The organism is Novosphingobium aeonii (assembly GCF_052279045.1).
In the GTDB taxonomy this organism is placed as follows: domain Bacteria; phylum Pseudomonadota; class Alphaproteobacteria; order Sphingomonadales; family Sphingomonadaceae; genus Novosphingobium.
Genome location: NZ_CP176833.1, coordinates 1,410,325 through 1,433,423 on the forward strand (window position 1 = coordinate 1,410,325; position 23,099 = coordinate 1,433,423).

General features: G+C 63.2%; 15 protein-coding genes. 5 read left to right on the plus strand and 10 right to left on the minus strand.

What is annotated here, in order from left to right:
- Positions 1 to 10: 10 nt before the first annotated feature.
- The 5 genes from ACLIMP_RS21520 to ACLIMP_RS21540 form a co-directional block, all read right to left on the minus strand.
- The gene (locus ACLIMP_RS21520; protein WP_185999915.1) at positions 11 to 1,261 is read right to left on the minus strand and encodes a Ca2+-dependent phosphoinositide-specific phospholipase C; all 1,251 of its coding nucleotides are present in this window, start codon (positions 1,259 to 1,261) and stop codon (positions 11 to 13) included.
- A gap of 25 nt (positions 1,262 to 1,286) precedes the next feature.
- On the minus strand, positions 1,287 to 3,572 hold the full coding sequence (locus ACLIMP_RS21525) for a TonB-dependent receptor (protein WP_132469191.1): 2,286 nt from the start codon (positions 3,570 to 3,572) through the stop codon (positions 1,287 to 1,289).
- 87 nt (positions 3,573 to 3,659) lie between these two features.
- Positions 3,660 to 4,847 carry a TetR family transcriptional regulator gene (locus tag ACLIMP_RS21530; protein WP_443478303.1) on the minus strand — a complete coding sequence of 396 codons (1,188 nt, stop codon included), beginning with the start codon at positions 4,845 to 4,847 and terminating at the stop codon, positions 3,660 to 3,662.
- A 72-nt stretch (positions 4,848 to 4,919) separates the two neighbouring features.
- Positions 4,920 to 6,590: a cation acetate symporter gene (locus ACLIMP_RS21535; protein WP_186000165.1), complete on the minus strand. Its 1,671-nt coding sequence runs from the start codon at positions 6,588 to 6,590 to the stop codon at positions 4,920 to 4,922.
- A gap of 50 nt (positions 6,591 to 6,640) precedes the next feature.
- Positions 6,641 to 7,021, minus strand: a complete 381-nt coding sequence (locus ACLIMP_RS21540) for a DUF485 domain-containing protein (protein WP_443478304.1) — start codon at positions 7,019 to 7,021, stop codon at positions 6,641 to 6,643.
- A 120-nt stretch (positions 7,022 to 7,141) separates the two neighbouring features.
- On the opposite strand from ACLIMP_RS21540, the gene ACLIMP_RS21545 reads away from it, so the two are divergent.
- Positions 7,142 to 8,263: a zinc-binding dehydrogenase gene (locus ACLIMP_RS21545; protein ID WP_185999918.1), complete on the plus strand. Its 1,122-nt coding sequence runs from the start codon at positions 7,142 to 7,144 to the stop codon at positions 8,261 to 8,263.
- Positions 8,264 to 8,646: 383 nt separating this feature from the next.
- Here the strand turns inward: ACLIMP_RS21545 and ACLIMP_RS21550 are convergent, their stop codons facing one another.
- Entirely contained in the window at positions 8,647 to 10,512 is a 1,866-nt protein-coding gene (locus ACLIMP_RS21550) for a methyl-accepting chemotaxis protein (RefSeq protein ID WP_292636580.1), read from the minus strand.
- A 391-nt stretch (positions 10,513 to 10,903) separates the two neighbouring features.
- Here ACLIMP_RS21550 and ACLIMP_RS21555 point away from each other — a divergent pair, with 391 nt between their 5' ends.
- The 3 genes from ACLIMP_RS21555 to rpoD all read left to right on the plus strand — a co-directional run bounded on the left by ACLIMP_RS21555 (position 10,904) and on the right by rpoD (position 14,476).
- The gene (locus ACLIMP_RS21555) at positions 10,904 to 11,296 is read left to right on the plus strand and encodes a hypothetical protein (protein ID WP_185999919.1); all 393 of its coding nucleotides are present in this window, start codon (positions 10,904 to 10,906) and stop codon (positions 11,294 to 11,296) included.
- Between the two features lie 158 nt (positions 11,297 to 11,454).
- The gene (locus ACLIMP_RS21560; protein WP_054435959.1) at positions 11,455 to 12,147 is read left to right on the plus strand and encodes a cold-shock protein; all 693 of its coding nucleotides are present in this window, start codon (positions 11,455 to 11,457) and stop codon (positions 12,145 to 12,147) included.
- A gap of 307 nt (positions 12,148 to 12,454) precedes the next feature.
- The gene (gene rpoD / locus ACLIMP_RS21565) at positions 12,455 to 14,476 is read left to right on the plus strand and encodes an RNA polymerase sigma factor RpoD (protein ID WP_132469189.1); all 2,022 of its coding nucleotides are present in this window, start codon (positions 12,455 to 12,457) and stop codon (positions 14,474 to 14,476) included.
- 147 nt (positions 14,477 to 14,623) lie between these two features.
- Here rpoD and ACLIMP_RS21570 read toward each other — a convergent pair whose 3' ends face one another.
- The 3 genes from ACLIMP_RS21570 to ACLIMP_RS21580 form a co-directional block, all read right to left on the minus strand.
- Positions 14,624 to 16,516 (minus strand): tannase/feruloyl esterase family alpha/beta hydrolase, encoded by a 1,893-nt coding sequence (locus ACLIMP_RS21570; protein ID WP_443478305.1) that lies wholly within the window; start codon positions 16,514 to 16,516, stop codon positions 14,624 to 14,626.
- A 302-nt stretch (positions 16,517 to 16,818) separates the two neighbouring features.
- The gene (locus ACLIMP_RS21575; protein ID WP_221937322.1) at positions 16,819 to 18,180 is read right to left on the minus strand and encodes a glycoside hydrolase family 1 protein; all 1,362 of its coding nucleotides are present in this window, start codon (positions 18,178 to 18,180) and stop codon (positions 16,819 to 16,821) included.
- 130 nt (positions 18,181 to 18,310) lie between these two features.
- Positions 18,311 to 19,066 carry a FadR/GntR family transcriptional regulator gene (locus ACLIMP_RS21580; protein ID WP_185999921.1) on the minus strand — a complete coding sequence of 252 codons (756 nt, stop codon included), beginning with the start codon at positions 19,064 to 19,066 and terminating at the stop codon, positions 18,311 to 18,313.
- Between the two features lie 92 nt (positions 19,067 to 19,158).
- On the opposite strand from ACLIMP_RS21580, the gene manD reads away from it, so the two are divergent.
- A complete protein-coding gene (manD, locus tag ACLIMP_RS21585; protein WP_185999922.1) occupies positions 19,159 to 20,367 on the plus strand; it encodes a D-mannonate dehydratase ManD in 1,209 nt (402 codons plus the stop codon).
- A gap of 33 nt (positions 20,368 to 20,400) precedes the next feature.
- Here the strand turns inward: manD and ACLIMP_RS21590 are convergent, their stop codons facing one another.
- The gene (locus ACLIMP_RS21590; RefSeq protein WP_324699773.1) at positions 20,401 to 23,079 is read right to left on the minus strand and encodes a glycoside hydrolase family 2 TIM barrel-domain containing protein; all 2,679 of its coding nucleotides are present in this window, start codon (positions 23,077 to 23,079) and stop codon (positions 20,401 to 20,403) included.
- Positions 23,080 to 23,099 lie beyond the last annotated feature (20 nt).

Here is a 23,099-nt window from a genome sequence, read left to right on the forward strand (position 1 = left end):
ATCCGGATATTCAGGGGCGGGGACAACCGGTCACGACCGGATTGCATCGCCAGCCGCGCGCCGACGGGGCAAGGTGATAGCCATTGCCGTAAATGTTGGGCGCCGTGAGATAATCGGTCGACACGATCTGCGCGCCACTGGCCAGTGCCGCATCCCGGCGGCCGGCGTCGTCGCGGCGGGCATCGCCGGTGTCGATATCGGCACGGGTGCGGACGAGATAGCCCTTGCGCACGGCATCTCGGATTTCGGCGCCATGCGTCAGCGCGTTATCGTAAAGCATGAACGCGGCATGGGCCATGCCCGGCTTGCCCTGCACGAAGGCCATTCGTCCTTCCAGCGAGGGCCGACCATCGAGATAGGGCCTGAACGCCGCCAGGTTCATCGCGGGCACCAGGAACAGGAAGACGAACTTGCCCCGCGCCTCGCCCAGCGTTGGCCAGCGCCCGGCGAGCACGGCGTCTTCCAGCCGCGGCATCGCGCCGCGCACGTCGTCGGGCGCGATCACCCGTTCCCGGCCGAGAACCTCGCGGATCGCCGCGTCCACTTCCTCGAACTGCGCCTTGTCGAACGGCGGTACCCGGGTGGCGCCCGGAATGACGCGGTCCAGTCCGGAAAGCTTGGGTTCAAGCAGGACGAAGACAGGGCTGTGGTTCGGTTCCGCGTCCGACCACTGGCGCAGCAGCGTCAGGCAGGACCGGAAGGTGGGGCACTGGCTGCGGAAGTCGAGGTCCGCCAGATGCAGCACTTTCAGGCCGGGCCGGGCCAGTTCGTCACGGTAGATCGGCGCAAGATCGGTCACGCCCCGGGCCCGCAGTTCGCGATAGGGCAGCGGATCGGCATAGGCCCCGCCCTGCGGATCGGGCTGGAGATCGATCTCCACGCTGCGCACGCCGCTGCGAAGCTGGGCCTGAAGCGGCATCTGCACATAGTCGAGCGCCTGCGCCATCCCGCCGAGGCCGCCGGGATGCTCGTCCTCCATGGCGGCGCGCTGCTCGGCGCTCATGCCGCCGGTCATCGCCTGCATGAGCGCACTGAGGCGCGGGGCCATTACCGCCATCGCGCGCGGGTCGGCCGGAAGCGCATAGCTGTTGTGCGTGCCCACCACCTGCAGCGCGTTGATCGGCAGCCTTTCCCCTTCGGCGGCCGGTGCGTTTACCGGCGGCGTGCCGAGCGGGCCGGCTTCGTCCGCGCTGACCATGGCCGCGCTGGCCCAGAGCGCGGCCATGGCGGCGATCGCCATGGCCGGTTTCATCCGTTTCATGCGTGCTCCCTCGGGTTCGCGCGGGTCAGAAGCTGACGTTGACGAAGCCGCCGACCGTGCGGCGCGCATTGGGCGACGTGTAGTGCAACAGGCCCAGCACGCCGTACTGCTGCCAGCCGGTGGAGAAGTACTTGTCGAACAGGTTGCGGGCGTAGACGCCGATCTCCACCGGGCGATCGGGCAGCTTCACGCTCACCCGGCCGTTGACCAGTCCGTAGCCCGGCACATGCGAATAGGCAGGCTGGCCCACCACGGTCCAGTATTCGCTGCGATAGGCATAGTCGGCATGGGCGCGCAGGCCGAGGCCGGAGCCGAACTCGTGATCGTAGTCGACCGCTGCCGTGCCGGACCATTCGGGCGAATTCGTCAGGCGCGAGCCGGTGTAGTTGGTGGTCGCATTGTAGACGTAGTCCGTGAACTTGGCATCGGTGTAAGTCACCGCGCCGGACAATTGCAGGCCGCGCATCGGCTGGACCACAAGGTTCCCTTCCACGCCCTGCGTGCGCAGGCCGCCGGCATTGCCGATGACCGTGGCGTTGATCGTGCCGCCCGATCCATCGGGTATCTGCGTCAGGATCGTGGCCTGGAAGTCCTTGAAGTCCGAACGGAACACGTCGAGGTTGAAGCGCAGGCGGCGTCCGAACCATTCGGACTTGATGCCGGCTTCCCATGCCTTGACCGTCTCGTCCTCGTAAGGCGCGTACTTGTTGCCGACGAAGGCGATCCCGGCCGGCTTGTAGCCGGTGGAATATGTCGCGTAGACCATGACATTGTCGGCAAGCTGATAGGTCGGCGCGATGCGGAAGGAGAAGTTGTCTCCCTTCACGCGGCCGAAATCATAAGCCGGAGCCGCGCTGGAAGCCACGAAGTTCGGCGTGTACCCGGCAATCGCCTGCGGGTTTACATAGACGTAATCGATGCTCTGCGAATTATTGTCGTGCGTGTAACGGCCGCCCAGGGTCAGGCTGAGGCGCGGGGTGAAATTGAACTTGAGCTGGCCGAACGCGGCCACGGTTTCGTTCACGGAATCGAACAGAGAGGCGTTTCCATCCTTGCCGATCGCCCCCGTCAGCGCGATCAGCGTGGGCAGCGGCGTGCCGGCGGCATCGTAGAGCGGCTGCCCGCCGGTCGACCACTGAAGCTGTGTCTGGCGAGCATGAAGCCGGTTGTAGAACGCGCCGACCAGATATTCCACGAAGCCGCCGGTCGGCGAGGCCAGGTGGATTTCCTGGCTGAACTTGTCGGTATCGAGCTGGCCGAGATTGAACGGGATGTAGGCGTAGCGATCGTAGGGCGTGAGGCTGGCGGGCGTCCAGTTGTCATAGCGGGTCGCGCGGTAGGCGGTGATGGAGGTCAGCTCGTGGTCACCCAGCTTCGCATTGGCACGCAGCGAGGTGCCGTATTCCTCGGTGATGATCTGGCCGAACGAGGAATCCGCGGTATCGGCGCTCTTCGGTCCGGGAACGACGCCCAATTCCTTGAGGATCGCGGTCACTTCCGCCGACTGGCCGGAAACCGGCGTGCGCACGCTGCTGTCCCAGTGGTAGGCATAGTCGCCCGAAAGCGTCAGGTTGAAGCTGTCCGACGGTTCCAGATAGAGCCGAGCACGGCCGCCGTACTCGTGCTGCGATCCCACCTTGCGGTTCAGCGTCACGTTGCGGCCGAACCCGTCGAAGGCCTGGTCGAACCCGGAGACGCGCAGCGCTGCGATGGGGCCGAGCGGCACGTTCACGGTGGCGTTCAGGATGCGCTCGTCATGCTCGCCAAAGCTGGCGCTGCCGCGCAGCGACCATTCGCCGATCTTCGGCTTTGTGGTGGTCACCGCAATCACGCCCGAGGTGGCGTTCTTGCCGAACAGCGTACCCTGCGGCCCCATCAGCACGTCCACCCGGTCGATATCGACCAGCCCGGTAAGGCCGTTGGCACGCTGGCCGTCCATGACCACGTCGTCCACGACCACGCTGACCGACTTGGCGTTCGAGAAGTCGAAAGAGGTGCTGCCGACGCCGCGGATCTGGAACGCGGCGCCCTGGGTCGGGTCGAACTGCACCCCCGGCATCGTGTACTGCAGATCGGTGACCGAAGTGTAGCCGGTCTTGGCCAGCGTCTCGCCGTCGATGGACTGGATCGCCAGCGGCACCTTCTGGCTGCTTTCCGCGCGGCGCTCGGCCGTGACGGTGATTTCGGGCAGCGCGTCATCGCTGACGGGGGCTTCGGCGGCCTGCGCCGTCATCGCCCAGCACGGCGCGATCGCACCTGCCAGAATGGTCGAGAGAAGGTGGATACTGCGATTGCGCTTGAAGGCAGACATAGGGGCTCCGTCCTGTTGACCACGGGTCTTCAGGACGCGCCTCTAAGCGCGCTTCATGACTCTTTCAGGACAATCGTATTGGTTATTTCACTTCATTTTTCGTTCAATTAAAACACTCGTACCGCCTCCAGTGAAAGCGTGAACGAGATCCGGCGCGGCCTGCCATTCCGCCTCGGTCGCCAGGCTGCGCAGGCCGTTTCCGATGGAAGCCATGACGATCGCCTGGATGCGCGCCCGGTCGCTGTCCGAGGGAATTCCGAGCCATTGCGCATATTGGCCATGGACATTTTCCGCCCGCCTGCGCCGCATGTCGATCGCGAAAGGCCGGAATGCCGGATCGCCCAGCGCCGCCAGCGCGCATTCGTGCGTAAGACGGATGATGTCGCTGCTGCCCAGCTTCGCACCGCTGGCATGGATGCGGCTGCGCAGGCGGCGATAGACGGCCTCCACCCCTGCGAACAGGATATCGCGGTGCGTCGGAAAGTGGTGAGCGGCGCTGGAGGTCGCTACGCCCGCCGCCTGCGCCACGGTGCGGTGGGACAAGGCACCCACCCCCTGCTCCACGATGATATCGGCAATATTCTCCGCAATGGCACCCTTGGCGCCCTGCGGCGGAACCGCGGTTTCGTCATAAGCGGCCGAGGCCGGCACCGCGAGCCGTTCCACCAGCGCCATGTGCCACCGCGAACCGGTGGGATCGCCGGACGCCCCGCTGCCGCGCAGCATCGCACGCACGGTCGAATGGCGCAGCAGCCGGTAATCGGTCTCATCGGCCAGGAGAATGGAGAAGACCTGTTCGTCCAGACAGTAGCTGGCGATGAAATGGGCCAGTCGCCCGCCCAGCGGGGTGGGGGGCAGCACGTCTCGCCAGAGCCCCTGCCCCTCATCCAGCAGCGCGTCGATCGCGCGAAGCGATTGCGGCTCGCGGCTGGCCAGCAAGGCCAGCTCGCACGTGACGATCGCGGACGTGCGCCGGGAATGCGCGCCCTGGTCCAGCCATTCGCAGATGAGATCGGCCAGGCTCCCGGCGCCGAAAGGGTCGTGATCCCCCACCCGCTCACGCCATTCACGGCGCGCTTCGGCCATGAGTTCGACTTCGCGATCGAGAACGGCGGCGATCAGCGCCGCGCGGTCACCGATACGATAGCTGATCGAGCCGACCGAAATCTGCGCTTCCTCTGCGACGGTGCGCAGGCTCATGCCCGAGATGCCCCTGGCCGCAATCACCGTCCGGGCAGCATCGAGGAGGCCTGTGATATCGCTTCGAGATTTCATTCCGGCACTTCATATCGTCGTCCCCGGCCCAGTCCAGACGACGCTTCCGGTTTTCCGAAGGAGCCGGGGAGATCAGTGCGCGCTTGCCCCGGCGGCACCGATCCCGGTCTCGGAACGGACACGCTGCGCAAGATAGCCTGCACGATCCACCGCCGCGCGGCCGCTCCTGTCAAGCCGGGAAACGATCCAGATCGTGAAGAACGCCAGTGGCATCGAAAACAGCGTCGGCGAAGTGAAGGGGAACACCGGGTCGGCATGGCCAAGCACCGAGACCCAGACCGCGGGTGACAGGATCGTCAGGACAAGCGCCAGCGCAAGGCCGATCGACCCGCCCCACACAATCCCGCGCGTGGTGCAGCCTTTCCACAGCACGGACAGCAGCAGCACCGGAAAATTGCCCGAGGCGGCCAGCGCGAAAGCCAGACTGACCATGAACGCGACGTTCTGGTTCTCGAACAGGATGCCCAGCAGAATCGCGACGAGCGCGAGGACCACCACCGTTCGCCGCGATACGCGCAGTTCATCCTCGGAACTCGCCTCTCCCTTGCGCAGCACCGACGCATAGAGATCATGGCTGACGGCCGACGCACCGGCCAGGGTCAGCCCGGCAACGACCGCAAGGATCGTGGCGAAGGCGACCGCGCAGACGAAGCCGAGGAACAGGTTGCCACCAACCGCATCAGCCAGGTGAAGCGCGGCCATGTTACCGCCGCCTCGCAAGGCGCCCGTCGCCGGATCGAGGAAGGCCGGCTCGGTCGCGACCATCACGATCGCGCCGAAGCCGATGATGAAAGTCAGGATGTAGAAATAGCCGATCCAGCCGGTGGCCCAGAGTACGGACTTGCGCGCGGCCCGGGCGTCGGGAACGGTGAAGAAGCGCATCAGGATATGCGGCAGGCCCGCTGTCCCGAACATGAGCGCCATGCCGAAGGAAATCGCGGAAACCGGGTCCTTGATGAAATTGCCCGGCCCCATGATCGACCGCCCCTTGGCCGCCGCCGTCGCCGGGTCGGCGCCGGCATCGAGTGCCAGCGCCGCCTTCACTTCTACCGCGCGCGCGAAGAGGGCATCGGGCGAGAAGCCGAAGCTGGCAAGCACGGCGAAAGCCATGAGCGTGGCGCAGCCCAGGAGCAGTACCGCCTTGATGATCTGGACCCATGTGGTCGCGATCATGCCCCCGAACAGGACATAGAACGTCATCAGCACGCCCACGATCACCACGGCATAGGAATAGGGCAGCCCGAACAGCAGCTTGATCAACTGCCCCGCGCCGACCATCTGGGCGATGAGGTAGAACAGCACGACGGCGAGCGTGCTGGAAGCGGCAAAGAGACGGACCGGGGTCTGGGCGAAACGGAAGGATGCCACGTCCGCGAACGTGTAGCGGCCGAGATTGCGAAGGCGTTCCGCAAGCAGGAAGAGAATGATCGGCCAGCCCACCAGAAAGCCCGTCGAGTAGATCAGCCCATCGTAGCCGTCGGCGAAAATCTGGGCGGAGATCCCCAGGAACGATGCCGCCGACATGTAATCGCCGGCAATCGCCAATCCGTTCTGGAATCCCGTGATACCGCCTCCCGCCGTGTAGAAATCCGCCGTCGTACGGGTCTTTCGTGCCGCCCAGCGGGTAATCCCGAGAGTTGCCAGCACGAACACCCCGAACATGAGGATCGCAGGCCAGTTCGTCGGCTGCTGCTGCGTCTGCCCGGTCAGGGCGTCGGCGAATGCCGGCACGGGAACAGCCATGCCAAGCACAGCCAGAACCGATCCGGAGCGCACTGCGGCAAGGCGGCCGCTCACTTCGCGGCATCCTTGCGAATGGCTTCGAGCAGCGGATCGAAATCGCGATTTGCGCGGAAGACGTAAAAGCCGGTGAGCGCGATCCCTACGAGGATCACCCCGAGACCCACCGGGATGCCCCAAGTCGTGGTCGCCTGGCCGATCGGTTCCGCCAGCAGGTCCTTGCGAAAGGCTATCACGAGAATGAAGCCGAAGAAGACCGCCAGCATTATTCCCGCCAATTGCCAGCCAAGGCGAGACCGGCTTGCCAACAACTTGCGGTAACGCGGATCGGAGGCAATCGCGGACAACGACGTGGTCGTATCGGCTTCGTTCTGCACGTCCTCTACCCTTCCCATCTTCTCGTTGGCGCCAACTATGACCTCGGCAAACTGCAAGGCAATGTTATTGTTGGAAGCAGGCCGTTTTCTTGCCCGATCCTTGCGCGGGCCGGCGCGCTGCCTATGTTCCGCCGACTGGCGGCAATTTCGGCCGCGGCCAAACAAGCGGAGAAGGTCATGGGCTTCACAGGACGCGAACTGCGATCCACGATCGATGACGGCAAGCTGACACTGTCGCTGGAACAGGTGCGGATCGACGATCCCGCGGACGACGAGATCGTCGTCCGCGTGGAAGCCGCGCCGATCAACCCGAGCGACCTGGGACTGCTGCTCGGCCCTGCCGATATCGCGACACTCGAACGGCGCGATGGCGGAGACGGAAGCCTGACTTTCGATATTCCGCCGGCCCGTCTGGCCGGTGTCGCGGCGCGGCTTGGCCAGTCGATGCCCGTGGGCAACGAAGGCGCCGGAACCGTCGTCGCAGCCGGACGGAACGCCGCCGCGCTGGAAGGCAGGCGGGTCGGGATGATCGGCGGAGGGATGTATGCCGACTATCGCCGTATCAAGGCGAGCGAGGTGATCCCGCTGCCCGAAGGCGCGACGGCGGCAAGCGGCGCTTCGATGTTCGTCAACCCGCTCACCGCGCTCGGCTTCGTCGAAACTGCGCGGCGCGAGGGGCACAAGGCGATCATCCATACCGCCGCCGCATCGAACCTCGGGCAGATGCTGCAGAAGGTATGCCTGCGGGACGGCATACCGCTGGTCAACATCGTCCGTTCTACGCAGCAGGCCGACATTCTGAACGAGATCGGCGCCGCGCACGTGATCAACAGCAAGGACGACGACTTCGCCGCCCGGCTTGCGGAAGCCGTGGAGCAAACCGGCGCAACCCTAGCCTTCGACGCCATCGGCGGCGGGACGCTGGGCAGCGACATCATGCAGGCCATGGAACAGGCGCAGGTCCGCGCGATGCCCGAATACAACCGCTACGGCTCACCCGTGTTCAAACAGCTCTACATCTACGGCGCACTGGACACTTCGCCGACGATCCTCAATCGGCTGGCTTTCGGCTTCCAGTGGGGCGTGTCGGGCTGGCTGCTGTTCCCGTTCCTCCAGAAAGCCGGCCCCGAAGTCGTAGCCCGCCTGCGCCGCCGCGTGATCGACGAACTGACAACGACATTCGCCAGCAAATACACCCGCGTGATCGGATTGGCGGAAGCCCTGGAGCCGGACGTCCTGCAAGCATACGAGCGCAAGGCCACAGGCGAGAAGTTCCTGATCGACCCTTCCGCAGGTTAGCCCGCGATAGCAGATTCTGGCGCAGCGAGGCGGGTCCCCTTAGCACTCATTGCAGCCTCAGGACCCATTGATTGGCAGGCCGCTCATGCTCAGTCTCCTTGCGGAGCCTGAATCACATCGACCTCCGTCAATCAATGGGTCCTGAGCCTAGTCTCTCCCTTTGAATAACCGCGCACTATCTTGCGCTGTTTCCTCGGGATTGCGGCATTGCACCTCATATCAAAAATCAATAGATATGATGATTTTTCATTCACATAATTGATTATCGGCTATCGCACAAATCCGGGAGAACCTGCGACAGGCACAAGTTTGATGGAGGTTACCGCCCGTCCAAAGAACGGCAACCCTCCGATCCGCGCCTTCTTCGCGCCCTCACATCCCGGTCAGAAATCCATCCAGTCATCGTCCTGCCCGGTTGCCAACGCGGCCACCTTGGGGCTTCGAACTGAGATGGAAGGGATCGCCGCCCCTGCGCCGCGCGGCGTAGCGGCAGGAAACGAGCGCGGGGAATGGGACACGCCACCATTTCCGGTGCGGAACATTGCAGCGCGGTCCGAAAGAGCGGTGACTTCGCTGTTGAGAGTGCGCGCCGCTGCCGAGGTTTGCTCCACCATCGCCGCGTTCTGCTGCGTCGCCTGGTCCATCGTGCCGATCGCTGCGCTGATCTGCGTGATCGTCGATGACTGCACCTGATTGTCAGCCGCGATGTCGCTCAGCAGTGTATGCACCTCGGTCACGTCGCCCGAGATGTTCTGGAGCGCGCCGTCCACGCGCTGCACCGCTCCGACAGCAGTACCGATATCGGTCTGCGTCGCCGTCAATTGCTCCCGGGCTCGCTTGGCTTCCTCTTCCGAGCGCATGGCGAGCGCGGAGACGAGATCGGCCACCACCGCGAAACCGCGCCCTGCATCGCCTGCGCGGCCTGCCTCTACGGCAGCGTTCATGGCAAGAACCCGGGTCTGGAAGGCGATCTTGTCGAGCCCCTCGATCACCGAATCGATACCCTTGGCGCTCTCGCTGACGCGGCCCATAGCCTGCACGGCCTCATCGGCGATCGAGCGGCCGGTCTGAACCACACCCATGGCCCCATCGGCCCGCTGTACGGTGCGACCGGCGGATTCGGCGGTGGCGCGAAGGCGCTGATCCATCTGGGTGATGGCCGCCGAGGTTTCTTCGAGGCTTGCCGCATTGCTTTCGGTGCGGCGGGCCAGGTCCTCGGATGCCTGGGCGATCTCGCTGGAGCCGGTGCGGATCGTAACGGCGCTTTCAGCGACCGCACCGATGAGATCGCGCAGCGCTCCCACAGCCGAATTGAAGTTGTTCTTGAGTTCGCCATAGGCCGGCGGAAAATCGGCGTTGATCGACCGCGTCAGGTCGCCTTCGCTGATGGCCTGAAGGCTGGCTCGCAGCGTCGAGGTGACGACTTCCTGCTCCTTGGCGTGGCGCGCATCGATCTCGGCACGGGCTTCGGAGGCGACACGGAACTGCTCGACGGCTTGCGCTATCTCGCCGATTTCATCACGACGCTCACGATAGGGCACCGCCTGGTGGCCGCCTTCGGCAAGCGAGGTGGTGACCTCGGTGATCCGGCTCATCGGCGCGGCGACGGTGCGCACGAGCACGCGCCAGATGAGCAGAATCCCAGCGATACCGATCACGGCAAGGCCGGCGGAGAGCCAGGTCGTCAGTTCGGCAGTGGCTTGCCCCTGCTCGGCTCGGCGGCTCGAAAGCTCGCGAACCTTGTCCACCAGAGCATCCGTGCGCGTCGTCACATCGCGCGAGGCAGCGCGACCATCGGTGTTCATCAACGCCAGCGCGCCCTCGAGATCGCCCGCGCTTCGCAGGTTCAGCGTGCGCTCGTTCACTGCATAGAGGCTATCGATCCCGCTCTTGAGCCGGGTAAGGTCGCCTGCCAGACTGACATCGGCTACCTGGCTGTATTCTTCCACCGCCTTGTTGAGATCGGCCCGCGCGGTGTCATAGCGCTGCTTGAGATCGCGCGCTTCGCCGGCGTCTTTCGCGATGTAGCTGGCATAGACCAGCGAGCGAAGCGCCTGCGCATTGCTGATCACCGCTTCCAGCGCCGACATGCTGGCGATGCCGTGATCGACGTGGCTTTGGGCGATAGAGTTCATGGTCCTTGTCGAAACAAGGCCATTGATACCCACTACGCTCAGAAGCGCGATGAGCAGGCTGAAGGCTGCCAGCAGCTTTTTAGAAAGCCGCCAATTGTTCAGAAAATCGAGCAAGGTAAATTCCTCGGGCCGGGGGGAGAACGAGCGCTTCACCGAACGCCTATATATCCCGCCGTTATAGACACTTGGACTTGCCCGTTCGGCCGCCCCTCCTTCACCGTACACGGGAATCATCGGAATTCAGGATCCGCGGCATTCATTCTCCTGCCGGGAAAACCGCGGAAATCCGCCCATTCACCGGTGGCGATTGGAAATCCTGCATAGCCATTCAATATGGGTTCGCATCACAGGCATCCCCCGACGTGCCCTGCCGCATGGCAAGGCCTGACCATCGATCCGATCGATCAAAGTCCGCCGAGCCACGCCTTGCCCGTCCTTTTCTCATTCTCAAGACAGAATCCGGGCGGCTGCGATTCCCTTCGCCCCGCAAGCGCAAGCTGGCACCATGGCTCGCCACACCAAGATTTTCACCGCGATGCGAAGCGACGGAGTGTTGCAGGTATCGTATTTCCTGCCCCGCCGAGCCCGATTCAGCCGGATTTTTCAAGGATTCCCGGTAAACTGCCGCGCCGATCTCGGAAAACCTCACTGTACGAGGCTCTCGGATGGTCTGATAGGAAATTCGGTGCTATGGGGCAGCGATGCAGCGAGACAAGTCCAAAAAAGGCGCGCCAATCATGATGCACGCGCCGTGATGACCGTTAAAGGAATCAAGACATCGATCGCCGCGCCCCACAATATGCACCTGCAATTGCAGGAAATATTTTCGAACCCAAAGGCAAAATTGCCCGGGATTTTGGCAAATGCAGCATTTACGTGCCAAAATATTTCGAAATAGATATACATCATTAAATTTTTATCTGACAATCAGCCACAGGGTATCACAGCCCTGTCAGAACACTTCGTATTGTAAGCTGATTGTTATTACGCCCGGCGCGCCGCGTTCAAGCGCATGGGCCATTTTTTCACCGAGCGCAACGAAGGTACGTTTTAGTCATGTCTTTTGACAGAGGAAATCGCGGTAACGGCCGTGACAGGTTCGGTGGTGGCAACGACCGTTTCGGCGGCGGCAATGACCGTTTCGGCGGCGGTAACGACCGCTTCGGCGGCGGCAACGACCGTTTCGGTGGCGGGCAGCGCGGCGGCTTTGGCGGTGCGCGTAGCGGCGGTTTCGGCGGCGGCGGCCCTCGCGGCGGCGCTCCTGCTCAGGTCATCGGCGAGGGCAGCGGCGTGGTCAAGTTCTTCAACGCGGATAAGGGCTTCGGCTTCATCCAGCGCGAAGATGGCGGCGACGATGCCTTCGTTCACATCAGCGCCGTTCAGGACGCCGGCCTCACGACGCTTGCCGAAGGTCAGCAGCTTGAGTTCCAGCTGGTCGACCGTGGCGGCAAGGTCTCCGCAACGAATCTCTCGATCGTCGGCGAAGTCATCACCGCCACTCGGCGGGAATCCGCGCCGGCACAGCGCCAGTCCACGGGCGAACGCGCCAGCGGCACGGTCAAGTTCTTCAATGCGTCCAAGGGCTTTGGCTTCGTCAATCGCGATGACGGCCAGCCCGATGCCTTCGTGCACATCAGTGCCGTAGAGCGCTCGGGCCTGTCCGGCCTGCATGAAGGCGATCAGATCGAGTTCGAAATCGAGATCGATCGCCGCGGCAAGTCCTCGGCGGTCAATCTGGTCCTTCGCTGAGGTCCGCGGGCCTTGGCCGGTTTCCACCGGCCAAGGCCATGCTCTGGCGGCTGATCGGAATCACGAACTACAGCCTTCTTTATGCCCCGAGACATGAAAACGCATGGGCGTCATTGCCTGCGGCCTGCTTGATACCCATGATAGAGACGGGAAAGCTGTCGGCGTTCAAAATGGCCCTTGCCGGTTTGCCGTGTGACAGATCGCTGGCGCTTTGCCGCTGTGTCAGGCAATGCACTTTCAGACCGACGTCTTTGTCCTGGCGGAGCAACGCCGCCGAAGGCGCACAATGGATAAAAAGCGAACAAGAATGAGCAACGAAGATTATGGCGCGGAGAACGACGCACCGCTGATCGATTCCGGCCGGGGCTCGGTCGAGCGATTGATCGCGCGGGCCAAGCGCCTCGGTGTCATATCCGTCAGCGAATTGAACGCTGCGCTGCCGCAGGACCAGATGTCTTCCGAACAGATCGAGGACATCATGGCCGCGATCTCGGAAATGGGCGTCAAAATCGTCGAAAATGAAGACGATGACGATGCGGCCGATGCCGAGCCGGAACTGGACGCGGACGAGGATCGCGACGGAGACAGCGGTTTCGCCGAAAGCGGCGAAGGCACCCGACGCCGCGCGGCCGACAGCAAGAGTGCGGAAGCCCTCGGCCGGAGCGACGATCCGGTTCGCCTGTACCTGCGCGAAATGGGCGCGGCGGAGATGCTCAGCCGAGAGGGCGAAGCCGCCATCTCCAAGCGAATCGAAGCCGGTCGCGACATGATGATCCTGGGCCTGTGCGAGAGCCCGATCACCTTCCACGCCATCATCCAGTGGTCGGAAGCGCTCAACAACGGCGAGATGCAGCTTCGCGAGATCCTCGATCTCGACGCGATGCTTTCGAAAGAGCCCGCGCCTGAAAGCCTGACGGAAGACGGCGACGACGACGGCGAGATCAGCGAAAAGACCGCCGGTCCCTCCTTCAAGGACGAGGACGACGTCGAGGAGGAAACCTCCGAGGTCGACGAGGACGGCAATCCGATCCCCAAGCGGCAGGCCGAGGAAGAGGAAGAAGACAACACCCTCAGCCTCGCGCAGATGGAAGCGGCCCTCAAGCCCGAAGCGCTTGAGAAGTTCATCCTCATCACCGAGCTGTTCCAGGCCTTCGAACGCCTCCAGTCCGAGCGCCTCGACGCGCTGGCGCTGGGCATCGATTTCCCGGCCGCCAAGGAAGACCAGTACCAGCAGCTTCGCGAAGACCTCACCGCGCAGGTCGAATCGGTGAAGTTCCACGCGTCGAAGATCGAGTATCTCGTCGACAACCTCTATGCCTTCAACCGGCGCCTCACCACGCTGGGCGGCCAGATGCTGCGCCTTGCCGAGCGTCACAAGGTCAAGCGCGCAGACTTCCTCGAAACCTACATGGGCCGAGAGCTGGACGACACCTGGCTCGCCGACATGGCGAAGAAGGACAAGAAGTGGGCCGCCTTCGCCGAGGCCGAGGCCGATCCTGTCGAACGCATCCGCTCGGAAGTCTCGGACATCGCCGCCACCACCGGCATGGCGCTTCCCGAGTTCCGCCGCATCGTCAACATGGTCCAGAAGGGCGAGCGCGAGGCGCGCATCGCCAAGAAGGAAATGGTCGAGGCGAACCTGCGTCTGGTGATCTCGATCGCCAAGAAGTACACCAACCGCGGCCTGCAGTTCCTGGACCTCATCCAGGAAGGCAACATCGGCCTGATGAAGGCGGTCGACAAGTTCGAGTACCGCCGCGGCTACAAGTTCTCGACATATGCCACCTGGTGGATCAGGCAGGCGATCACGCGCTCGATCGCGGATCAGGCCCGCACGATCCGCATCCCGGTGCACATGATCGAGACGATCAACAAGCTGGTCCGCACCAGCCGCCAGTTCCTTCACGAGCAGGGCCGCGAACCCACGCCGGAAGAAATGGCCGAGCGCCTGTCCATGCCGCTCGAAAAGGTGAAGCGGGTTCTGAAGATCGCCAAGGAGCCGATCTCGCTCGAAACGCCGATCGGCGACGAGGAAGATTCGCATCTCGGCGATTTCATTCAGGACGCGAACGCGGTTATCCCGGTGGACGCCGCGATCCAGGCGAACCTCAAGGAAATGATCACCCGCACGCTTTCCTCGCTCACCCCGCGTGAAGAACGCGTGCTGCGCATGCGCTTCGGCATCGGCATGAACACCGACCATACGCTTGAGGAAGTCGGCCAGCAGTTCTCGGTTACCCGCGAACGTATCCGCCAGATCGAAGCCAAGGCCCTGCGCAAGCTCAAGCACCCGAGCCGGTCCCGCATCATGCGCGCTTTCCTGGATTAAGCCAGACAAGGGGGGCCGCAGGCATCCAGTCTGCCGCCCCCTCCTGGGCATTCCCCTTTCAGCGAACCGGGCCGCCCGCGCAGGCTTTCACAGCAACAGTCAAGCGCAGTCGAGGGGGAATTCCAGAGCCCCCCCTTCCCCGGCCGGTCAGATTTTCGGGCCGATGACTCCTGCCTGCCTTCCGCTCTCGCCGATTTCCAGCATTCTGCGATCGTTGGCGGGGCATTCCCAGTTTGCGCCGGCGTCGACATCGCCAGCGCCTTTGTACCGCGCCATTGCCGGATACTTGCAGAGCGGCATGGTCCGTCCCGGTGCCTTCGAGAAATCCTTCACGCCAAATCCGTTGACCGGATAGAGCGTCGCCATCAGCGCGTCGGGAGCCCGGCCGTTTTCAACCCACTTCTCCATTGCTCCGATGGCATCGAACGTGTTCGGGCCAATGCCGCCCATACTGCAGTGCGGCGTTCCGGGCAGCCCGAACAGACGTACGCTCTGCTGCACCTTCGCATAACCGCCATGGCGCGATGCAAGCTGGTTGTAGAGGTTCGTCGAAGCGTAAGGGGTGAGTACGTTGTCGGAAAGATTGTGCCAGATCAGCAGACGCGTCCTGGACTTGAGCAGATTGTCGAACCCCTCCGGCCGGTGCCCAATGCCCGAAAAGGCCTTGCGCCGCAGGAGCGCAACTTCCGAACCGGGCACGACGATGTGGAAGTTCGAGACCTGACCGGTCCCTCCACTGGCGAAGCTGACGACCGAACGCGTATGGAAATTGCGATCGTTGTCATGGACGAAGACCTTGAGCATGGCATCGGCAAGGGGCCAATATCCGTTGTTCGCGACATCGCCATTGTCCGAGCCCGGAAAAGGTTCCGCGGCCGAAAGGTCTGCAGGACGCTTGGGCGTAATGAACGACGTTCCCTGCAATTCACTGACGGCAAGGCCCGGCTGCACGACCGCGCCGCGTTCATCGGTGACTGCACTGATGAGCGTGCTCACAGTCTCGACCTGTTCTTTGGTAAAGCAGGTGCCCGATGCTTGCCCCGGTTTGCAGATCGGCAGATCGCGTTCCGGTCGGAAATTACAGGCGGCCGGGTTCTGGATCAGCCCATCCTGAACGCCGTCGAGCTTGTCGCATTGCGCCATGACGATGGGCTGGATCAGGGAAACGAGAGCAGGCGTCACTTGCGCCGCCGGTGATCGCAAGGACGCGATCGGGACACCGGCGAATTGGAACGCCCCACCTGACGTGTTGTAGGGCGATCCCGCTATGATGCCGTCGAATGCTTCAGGAAACAGGCTTGCGGCGACAAGCGCATCGCGTCCGCCGCCGGAACAGCCGTTGAAATAGGAATAGGCGATCGATTGCGGCCGGTTTCGCAGCGAACCGTAGAACGCTTTCGTGAAGTCCTTCCCCATTTTCGAGAGCACTTTGTCTGCCCGGTAGTAGAAGTCCTCTATCGCGTCTTCATCCACTTCGCCCGACGGCTTCACCGCCCAGGTTCCGCCGGCCATTCCGGTGTGCCCCTCGTCAGTCGCGAAGATCGCGTATCCCTTTGTGATCGCGTCCATCGGTTTGCCCTGGCTCGTAATGACGATCGTCGGCATGGCCGGATCGCTTACGAAGAACTGGCCGCAGTGCCCCGAACAGCCGACCTGCATGTACTTCCCGTTCCAGTTGGCCGGAAAAGTCGCCATGAAATTCGCGGTCTTGCCGGTTGCAGGGTTGGTCACGAAGCTGCCGACTGCCTGACAGAATGCAGGCGTCGTGGCGGTCGAAGCGTAGAACCTTGCGCCTCCAGGCACCGTTGCGCCATTGGGAATGGCCTTTACCGTAACACCCTGGCCCAGCACGGATGCGACGTTTTGCAGTGCTGCGGCGCTGCAGGCGGCAGCCAAAGTCTCGTCATTGATCGAAGAGGGCTCCGGCCCTGAGGCAGCAACCGGCAGCGGGGCGTCGCTTGTACTGCAACCCGACAAGGCAATCGCCAGTACGCTGCAGGCCACATACCGTGCGCGCGTGAAATCGCGATATCCGATCATTTCGTTCTCCCTCCCGATCCGCCGCCCTTGCAGGCAGCTTCGGCATTATTTTTACCGACTAATCGGTAGATAATTTAGACCGAGGGGAGTTACAACGAATTTATTGCCGGGCCAGAAATAGTCCGCGGCCTCGGACAATGCGGTTTCCAACGCCAAATTCGGGATCGGCACGTGCCGGAGAGAAACCGCTTGTTCGTTTCTCAAAGGAAGGAGGTTCTGGCCTGAATACCAAGCGCCGCGATACCGCAGCGCCAGGCGTTGCAGTATCGCGGTAAATTCGCGTGGTTCCGCGGGCCGCGCCCTCAGACCGCGTTGGCGCGGATGATTTGCCGGTAGACGGCAGCGCTTGGCTTGAGCTTACGCGCGTAGGTCTGCCGGTCGACGGCGGCCAGCCCGAACTGGGGCTTATAACCTTGAAGCCACTCGAAGTTATCGATCAGCGACCAGTGCATGTAGCCCATAACGGGTACGCCCGCATCCATCGCATCGTGAAGCTGGGACAGGACCTGCGGAATGTACCAGGCGCGCCTGCGATCATCGGGTGTTTCGAGGCCGTTTTCCGTTACGAAGATCGGCTTTCCGGTCTGCTGGTGAACATATTCGACCGTATTGCGCAGCGCCTGCGGCTGCTTGATCATCTCTTCGAGATGCGCGCGATCAACGTAAGGCATGTCCGGGAGATCGGGAAGCTTGGCACCCTCGCCCGGAATCCGAACCTGCCGATAGGTCTGCACCCCCACGAAGTCTCCAGAGCGCTTGGCAACCTCCAGCCAGTCTCCATAAGCGGCCTTGCGCAGTTCCTGGTGCTTCGCGCCTTCGTTCGCGGGCTGGAAATCGACGAGGTTCAGCGTGACGCCGGTCGGAAGATCGCCCCGCGCCGCCTTGATCGCCTGCACCGATTTTTCATGGGCGGCCATGAGTTGCGGCGTCATGCCCTTGATATCGGGATGGTTCATCGTGACGAAGCGCGCGCTACCCGTCACGCGCGCAGCCTCCCGGTGTGCGGCCTCCTGCGCCTCGTCCAGCTTTCCGAAGTAGGCCTGTGACTGGGGCATGGTCCGATAGGTGAGGCCGACCTGCGGCTCGTTGATCGTGCAGGCAACGCCGATGATCGACGCAAGCTGACGCGCGGCCCGGTCACAATAATTGGCGAACAGGTCCGGCGAATCCGGATTGAGCCAGCCTCCTGCCTCAGCGAACCAACGAGGCGCCGCGACATGATAGAAGGTCATGACGGGCTCGATCCCCGCTTCGCGCAGAGCTTCTGCAAAGCGGCGATAATAGTCGATCTCGGCTTGAGAAAACTGACCTCTCGTCGGCTCGATGCGGGACCATTCGATGGAAAAGCGATAGGAATTGAGCCCGATCGCCTTCATCACCGCAATGTCTTCCCGCCAACGGTGATAGCTGTCGTCGGCATCGCCGGAAAACTCCGCGAACGTCTGCGGCTTGACGTGCTCCATCAGCCACAGATCCGCGTTCACGTTATTGCCTTCGATCTGGTAACCCGCCGTCGAAGCGCCCCAGCGAAAGCCTTTGGGAAACCGGCGCGAAGCCGGTGCGGCCAGTGCGGCGGATGCGCCGATGCCAGCAGCGCCCGCGACCATTGCAGCAGTCGCAGCCATTGCCTTGCGGCGGTCGAAACGAACCTGTCGATCCTCCATAATCTCTCTCCCATTCGATCTATGTTCTTTGTCGCGACCCTGCTTTGCGCGGTATCGCCGTATGCCTGTGGGCGACCCATCGGCATATGATTTGGCGCGGAAGCGGAAAATTGCTGCCGCGCCGAAGTCTTCAGTTCGTGCGAATGTACCTTGCGCGCTTCGCCTCGGTTGCGCGCCGCGCTTCCTCCACGGCCATTTCCTCCGTCGCGAACAACAGGCTGTCTAGCACCGATGCCAGATGGCCGCGCATGGCCGCCCTTGCCGCCGCCGCATCGCCCGCCTCGATCGCGGCAAGTACTGCCGTATGCTCGTCCACCACGGGCTTCACATTGGCCGTTCTGGCCTTGTCGTGCAGGAGGGCGCTTTCGGGCGAAGCCTCGCGAAGGTCCCACAAACGCTCGACAAGATCGATCATCGCGCGATTGCGCGTCGCCCTTGCGATTGCCAGATGGAAAGCCCGGTCCGCGCGTTCCTTGCCAAGCGGATCGCAATTCTCGCTGGCAATCTGGTCAACGAGCGATGAAATTTCCCGCAGATCCTCGGCAGTCGCCTGGGTTGCCGCAAGAGCCGCCACTTCCCCTTCGACCATGAGACGCGCCTCGGTCAGTTCGAACGCGGTCATATCGAAGCCGGGCACATCGTTATGGCCGGGCAGGCGCACGACATAGGCACCCGATCCAATCCGCGTCTCCACGAAGCCCTGCACTTCGAGCGCGATGATCGCCTCGCGCACGATCGGCCGGCTGACGCCGTAGATGGTACACATGTCCCTTTCCGCGGGCAGGCGCGACCCCACGACGTAACGGCCCGCCACCAGTTCCTCCATCAGCTTGCGGGCAAGCTCCTGATAGAGCCGCCCTCCGGAGGCATTTTCACGTTCAGACATATTGCTCTCTTTTGGCCTGACCAATATACGAGAAGTTGTACAGAACGACACCGCGCCGTCAAGGCGGGCGGAACAGGGAGCCGGAACGCCAGATGTTTATCCATAGCGCCAGGGTCATCGTGACCTGCCCGGGCCGCAACTTCGTGACTCTCAAGATCGAGACAGATCAGGGCGTCTACGGAATCGGCGACGCTACGCTCAACGGGCGCGAGAAGGCCGTCGTATCCTATCTGGAGGATCACGTTATCCCCTGCCTGATCGGCATGGATCCGCGCCGCATCGAGGACATCTGGCAATATCTCTATCGCGGAGCCTATTGGCGGCGCGGCCCCGTAACGATGCGCGCGATCGCCGCGGTCGACATGGCGCTGTGGGATATCAAGGGCAAGATGGCCGGAATGCCGGTCTACGATCTTCTGGGCGGGCGCAGCCGCGATCGCGTCATGGTCTACGGCCATGCCAATGGCGGCGATATCGCCGAAACGGTCGATGCCGTGGGCCAGTACATCGACATGGGGTACAAGGCCATCCGCGCCCAGACCGGAATTCCCGGCATCAAGGACGCCTATGGCGTGGGCCGGGGCAAGCTGTTCTACGAGCCTGCCGACGCCGCGCTTCCTTCGGTAACGGGCTGGGATACGCGCAAGGCGCTCAACCACGTGCCCCGCCTTTTCGAAAAGCTGCGAGAGACTTACGGCTTCGGCCACCACCTGCTGCATGACGGCCATCACCGCTACACGCCGCAGGAGGCCGCCAACCTCGGCAAGATGCTGGAACCGTTCCAGCTGTTCTGGCTGGAGGACTGCACGCCTGCCGAAAATCAGGAGGCCTTCCGCCTCGTGCGCCAGCATACCACCACGCCGCTGGCGGTGGGCGAGATATTCAACACGATCTGGGATGCCAAGGACCTGATCCAGAACCAGCTCATCGACTATATCCGCTGCACGGTCGTCGGCGCGGGCGGCCTCACGCACTTGCGCCGCATCGCCGATCTGGCCGCCCTCTACCAGATCCGCACCGGCTGCCACGGCGCGACGGACCTTTCCCCGGTGACGATGGGCTGCGCCCTGCATTTCGACACCTGGGTCCCCAATTTCGGCATCCAGGAATACATGCGCCACAGCGAGGAAACCGATGCGGTGTTCCCGCACGATTACCGCTTCGAAGATGGCCATCTCATCTGCGGCGAAACGCCCGGACACGGCGTCGACATCGACGAGGAGCTGGCGGCAAAGTATCCCTACAAGCCGGCCTATCTTCCCGTCGCCCGCCTCGAAGACGGCACGATGTGGAACTGGTGATCGAAGGGCGCCCCCTGGGGCGCCCTTTTCACATCATTTGTCGAGCGTGATCGCGGCGACGACCGCCTTGCCGCCCTTGCCGGCGAAGTCGAGCTTCAGCACGCCGCCCCTGACATCTACAGCAAAGGTGATCGACTTTGCCTTCAGCGCGCCGCCGGCCGATGCGGCAATATTGAAGGCCGGCACTGCGAGAGCGCCGTTCGCCGATATTGCCATCATCGCGCTGCCCGGTGCCGCCGGGCTCGGCTGGAAGGTGAGCACCGTCACCTTCCAGCGGCCGTCCGGAGCCGGTATCGCATAGGAGAACGCCTCGCCTTCGCGCCAGAACTCGAAGAGCTCCGGAGACCCGGCTTCGACCCGGCGCGGATTGGCCGCCTTGCGGCCGAAGCCCTCCATGTTGAGGATCATGGGCGCGCCGCCGGTCACGAAATTGTCCGAGCCGAACCGGCGCCCCGCCACGACCCGCCCCGCCAGATCGCCGGCATCGATCGCAATGCCGGAAAGGGCCGGATTCGGACCGGTCCACACGGTGGCATCGCTCACCTTCGCGCCGCCGACCTCGGCATCGACCACCGCGCGGTTTTCCCCGGGAGCAAGCCTGACATCCGGCCAGATGCATATGCGGTCGGGGCAGTCGGTCTCGCCAATCATCTGGCCATTGACGGTAAGCCGGGCCTTCGCGGCGTTGGAATAGGCCCTGACCTCCATGACCGCATAGGCCCTGTCGACGTAGCGCTTGCCCGTCAGATGGATCATCGGCTCCGGATTCCACTGCGCCTTGTAGTAGTAGAAGGCGTCCTTCCGGGTCTTGCGATCGAAGCTCACCAACCCCTTCGTATTGAGGTCGATCGCATCGCCCTCCTGCCGCAAGTCGCTGGGGAAATCGAACATGTTCCACGCCCAGCTGGCGAACACATAATCCCGCTCGCGAATGACCGGCCAGTTCTCTTCATGAACGAAGGATTCGAATTCTTCCGGCTGGGGGCGTCCCGCCATGTTCACGAAGCCGGCACGCACATTGTCGCTGTGCTGGGTGAGCGATCCTCCGCCGCCGTATTCCGAAACCGAAATCGGCAAGGTGGGATGATCCGCATGAAGCTTGTCCAGCGCTTCGCCGAACTGCCTGCGCGCATCGGTCGGGTTGGGCATGTACCAGCCGTAGTAACGGTTGTAGCCGATAAGATCGGCGGCCCCGGCCAGCCCTTCGCCGGCCGTCTTGAACATCGTCAGCCCTTCGCAGCAATCAGCAAAAGTGGTCGGGCGTGACGGGTCTTCCTGCTTGGCGATCTGGTTGAGATGCCTGAGCAGCGCAAGCGGCTGTGGCGGCTCTCCCTGGACGCCGAAACCCTTGGCGGAATCGACCTCGTTGCCCACCGACCACATCATGATCGAGGGATGGTTGTAGTTCTGCCGGATCTGCTCGCGAAGCTGCTGCTCCGCATTCGCCCATAGCCGGTCGCTGCCCTTCCCGCCCGACAGCGAAGGCGTCGTGACATAGGGCAGCTCCGCCCAGACCACCATGCCGGAGCGATCTGCCTCGTCCGACCATGCATCGGCGTGCTGATAGTGGGCCTGCCTCACGGTATTGGCCCCCAGTTCCTCGATCATGCGCATGTCGCGGGCATGGTCTTCATCCGAAAGCGCCCATCCCTTGCCCATGACGTCCTGATGGCGGGAAACCCCCTGCAGCTTCACATGCTTGCCATTCAGGAAGAAGCCGGCATTGGCATCGAACGAGAACGATCGCACGCCCAGCGGCACGGTGACAGTCTGCCTTGCCGCCCCCGGCTCCCTTGTCTCGACCGCAATGGAGTACATGTAGGGGTCGGCCCGGCCGTTCCACAGGTGCGGGCGGGGAAGCGACAGGCTCACCTGCCGGGAATCCTGCCCCGGCGCCAGGCTCAACGTCTGCGACTGTGTTGCCACCGTTCGCCCCCCGGCATCGCGAAGGGTTGTGGTCATCACCATTTTTCGGGGTGATGCGCCCTGATTGCGCAGGCGAACCAGCACGTCCACGCTTGCGCTTTCCGGCGTGACCGAAGTGGCCTTCGCGTAAACGCCGGGCCCGCCGAAATCGAGCAGATCGACACCGGCATCCGGCGCCGTCAGCAGGGTCACGCCCCGGTAGATTCCGCCATTGACGAAGAAATCGCCCGAAAGCGGTATGACCTGCCCGCTTTCGTTGTCCGCGGTAGGCTTCGAATTGTCCGCCCGCACGACGACCAGATTGTCCAGGCCCGGCTTCCAGACGGCTGTAACATCGATCCTGAAGCGCGCGAACGCTCCTTCGTGCCGCCCCACATGCGTGCCGTTCACCCATATGTCGGCAATCTTGCCCACGCCCGCGAAGTCAAGGAACTGTCGCTCGCGCGCGGCTGCCCGGGGCGCCTTGACGTGGAGTCGATACCAGCCCGCCCCCTGGTAGTTGTTGGCGGACGAGGATCGCTCCTTCACATACTCCCCAAGCCGGTTCCAGGTGTGCGGAACGGAAACCGTCTGCCAGGCCGCATCGTCGAAACCTTGCCGGCTGGCCTCCTCCGGCTGATCGCCGACCTGGAACCGCCAGCCTTGCGATAGATCGAGCACGGACCTGCCCTGCGCCGCGGGCTGCTGGGCGCTTGCCGCCTGGGCGACGGAAGGAGCGAAAGCAGAACAGCAGCAGCCAAGCAGTGCCGCAAACAGGGCGCGCTTGCCCTTCGCATATCTTGTCACCGGAGCATCCCCATTGCAAC

What these genes read in the sequence shown, in the direction of transcription:
- ACLIMP_RS21525 (WP_132469191.1), bottom strand. Translation starts at nt 3,572, where the DNA reads ATGTCTGCCTTCAAGCGCAATCGCAGTATCCACCTTCTCTCGACCATT.
- ACLIMP_RS21560 (WP_054435959.1), top strand. Translation starts at nt 11,455, where the DNA reads ATGTCTTTTGACAGAGGAAATCGCGGTAACGGCCGTGACAGGTTCGGT.
- ACLIMP_RS21580 (WP_185999921.1), bottom strand. Translation starts at nt 19,066, where the DNA reads ATGTCTGAACGTGAAAATGCCTCCGGAGGGCGGCTCTATCAGGAGCTT.
- ACLIMP_RS21535 (WP_186000165.1), bottom strand. Translation starts at nt 6,590, where the DNA reads ATGGCTGTTCCCGTGCCGGCATTCGCCGACGCCCTGACCGGGCAGACG.
- ACLIMP_RS21555 (WP_185999919.1), top strand. Translation starts at nt 10,904, where the DNA reads ATGGCTCGCCACACCAAGATTTTCACCGCGATGCGAAGCGACGGAGTG.
- ACLIMP_RS21520 (WP_185999915.1), bottom strand. Translation starts at nt 1,261, where the DNA reads ATGAAACGGATGAAACCGGCCATGGCGATCGCCGCCATGGCCGCGCTC.
- ACLIMP_RS21545 (WP_185999918.1), top strand. Translation starts at nt 7,142, where the DNA reads ATGGGCTTCACAGGACGCGAACTGCGATCCACGATCGATGACGGCAAG.
- ACLIMP_RS21575 (WP_221937322.1), bottom strand. Translation starts at nt 18,180, where the DNA reads ATGGAGGATCGACAGGTTCGTTTCGACCGCCGCAAGGCAATGGCTGCG.
- ACLIMP_RS21530 (WP_443478303.1), bottom strand. Translation starts at nt 4,847, where the DNA reads ATGAAATCTCGAAGCGATATCACAGGCCTCCTCGATGCTGCCCGGACG.
- manD (WP_185999922.1), top strand. Translation starts at nt 19,159, where the DNA reads ATGTTTATCCATAGCGCCAGGGTCATCGTGACCTGCCCGGGCCGCAAC.
- rpoD (WP_132469189.1), top strand. Translation starts at nt 12,455, where the DNA reads ATGAGCAACGAAGATTATGGCGCGGAGAACGACGCACCGCTGATCGAT.
- ACLIMP_RS21570 (WP_443478305.1), bottom strand. Translation starts at nt 16,516, where the DNA reads ATGATCGGATATCGCGATTTCACGCGCGCACGGTATGTGGCCTGCAGC.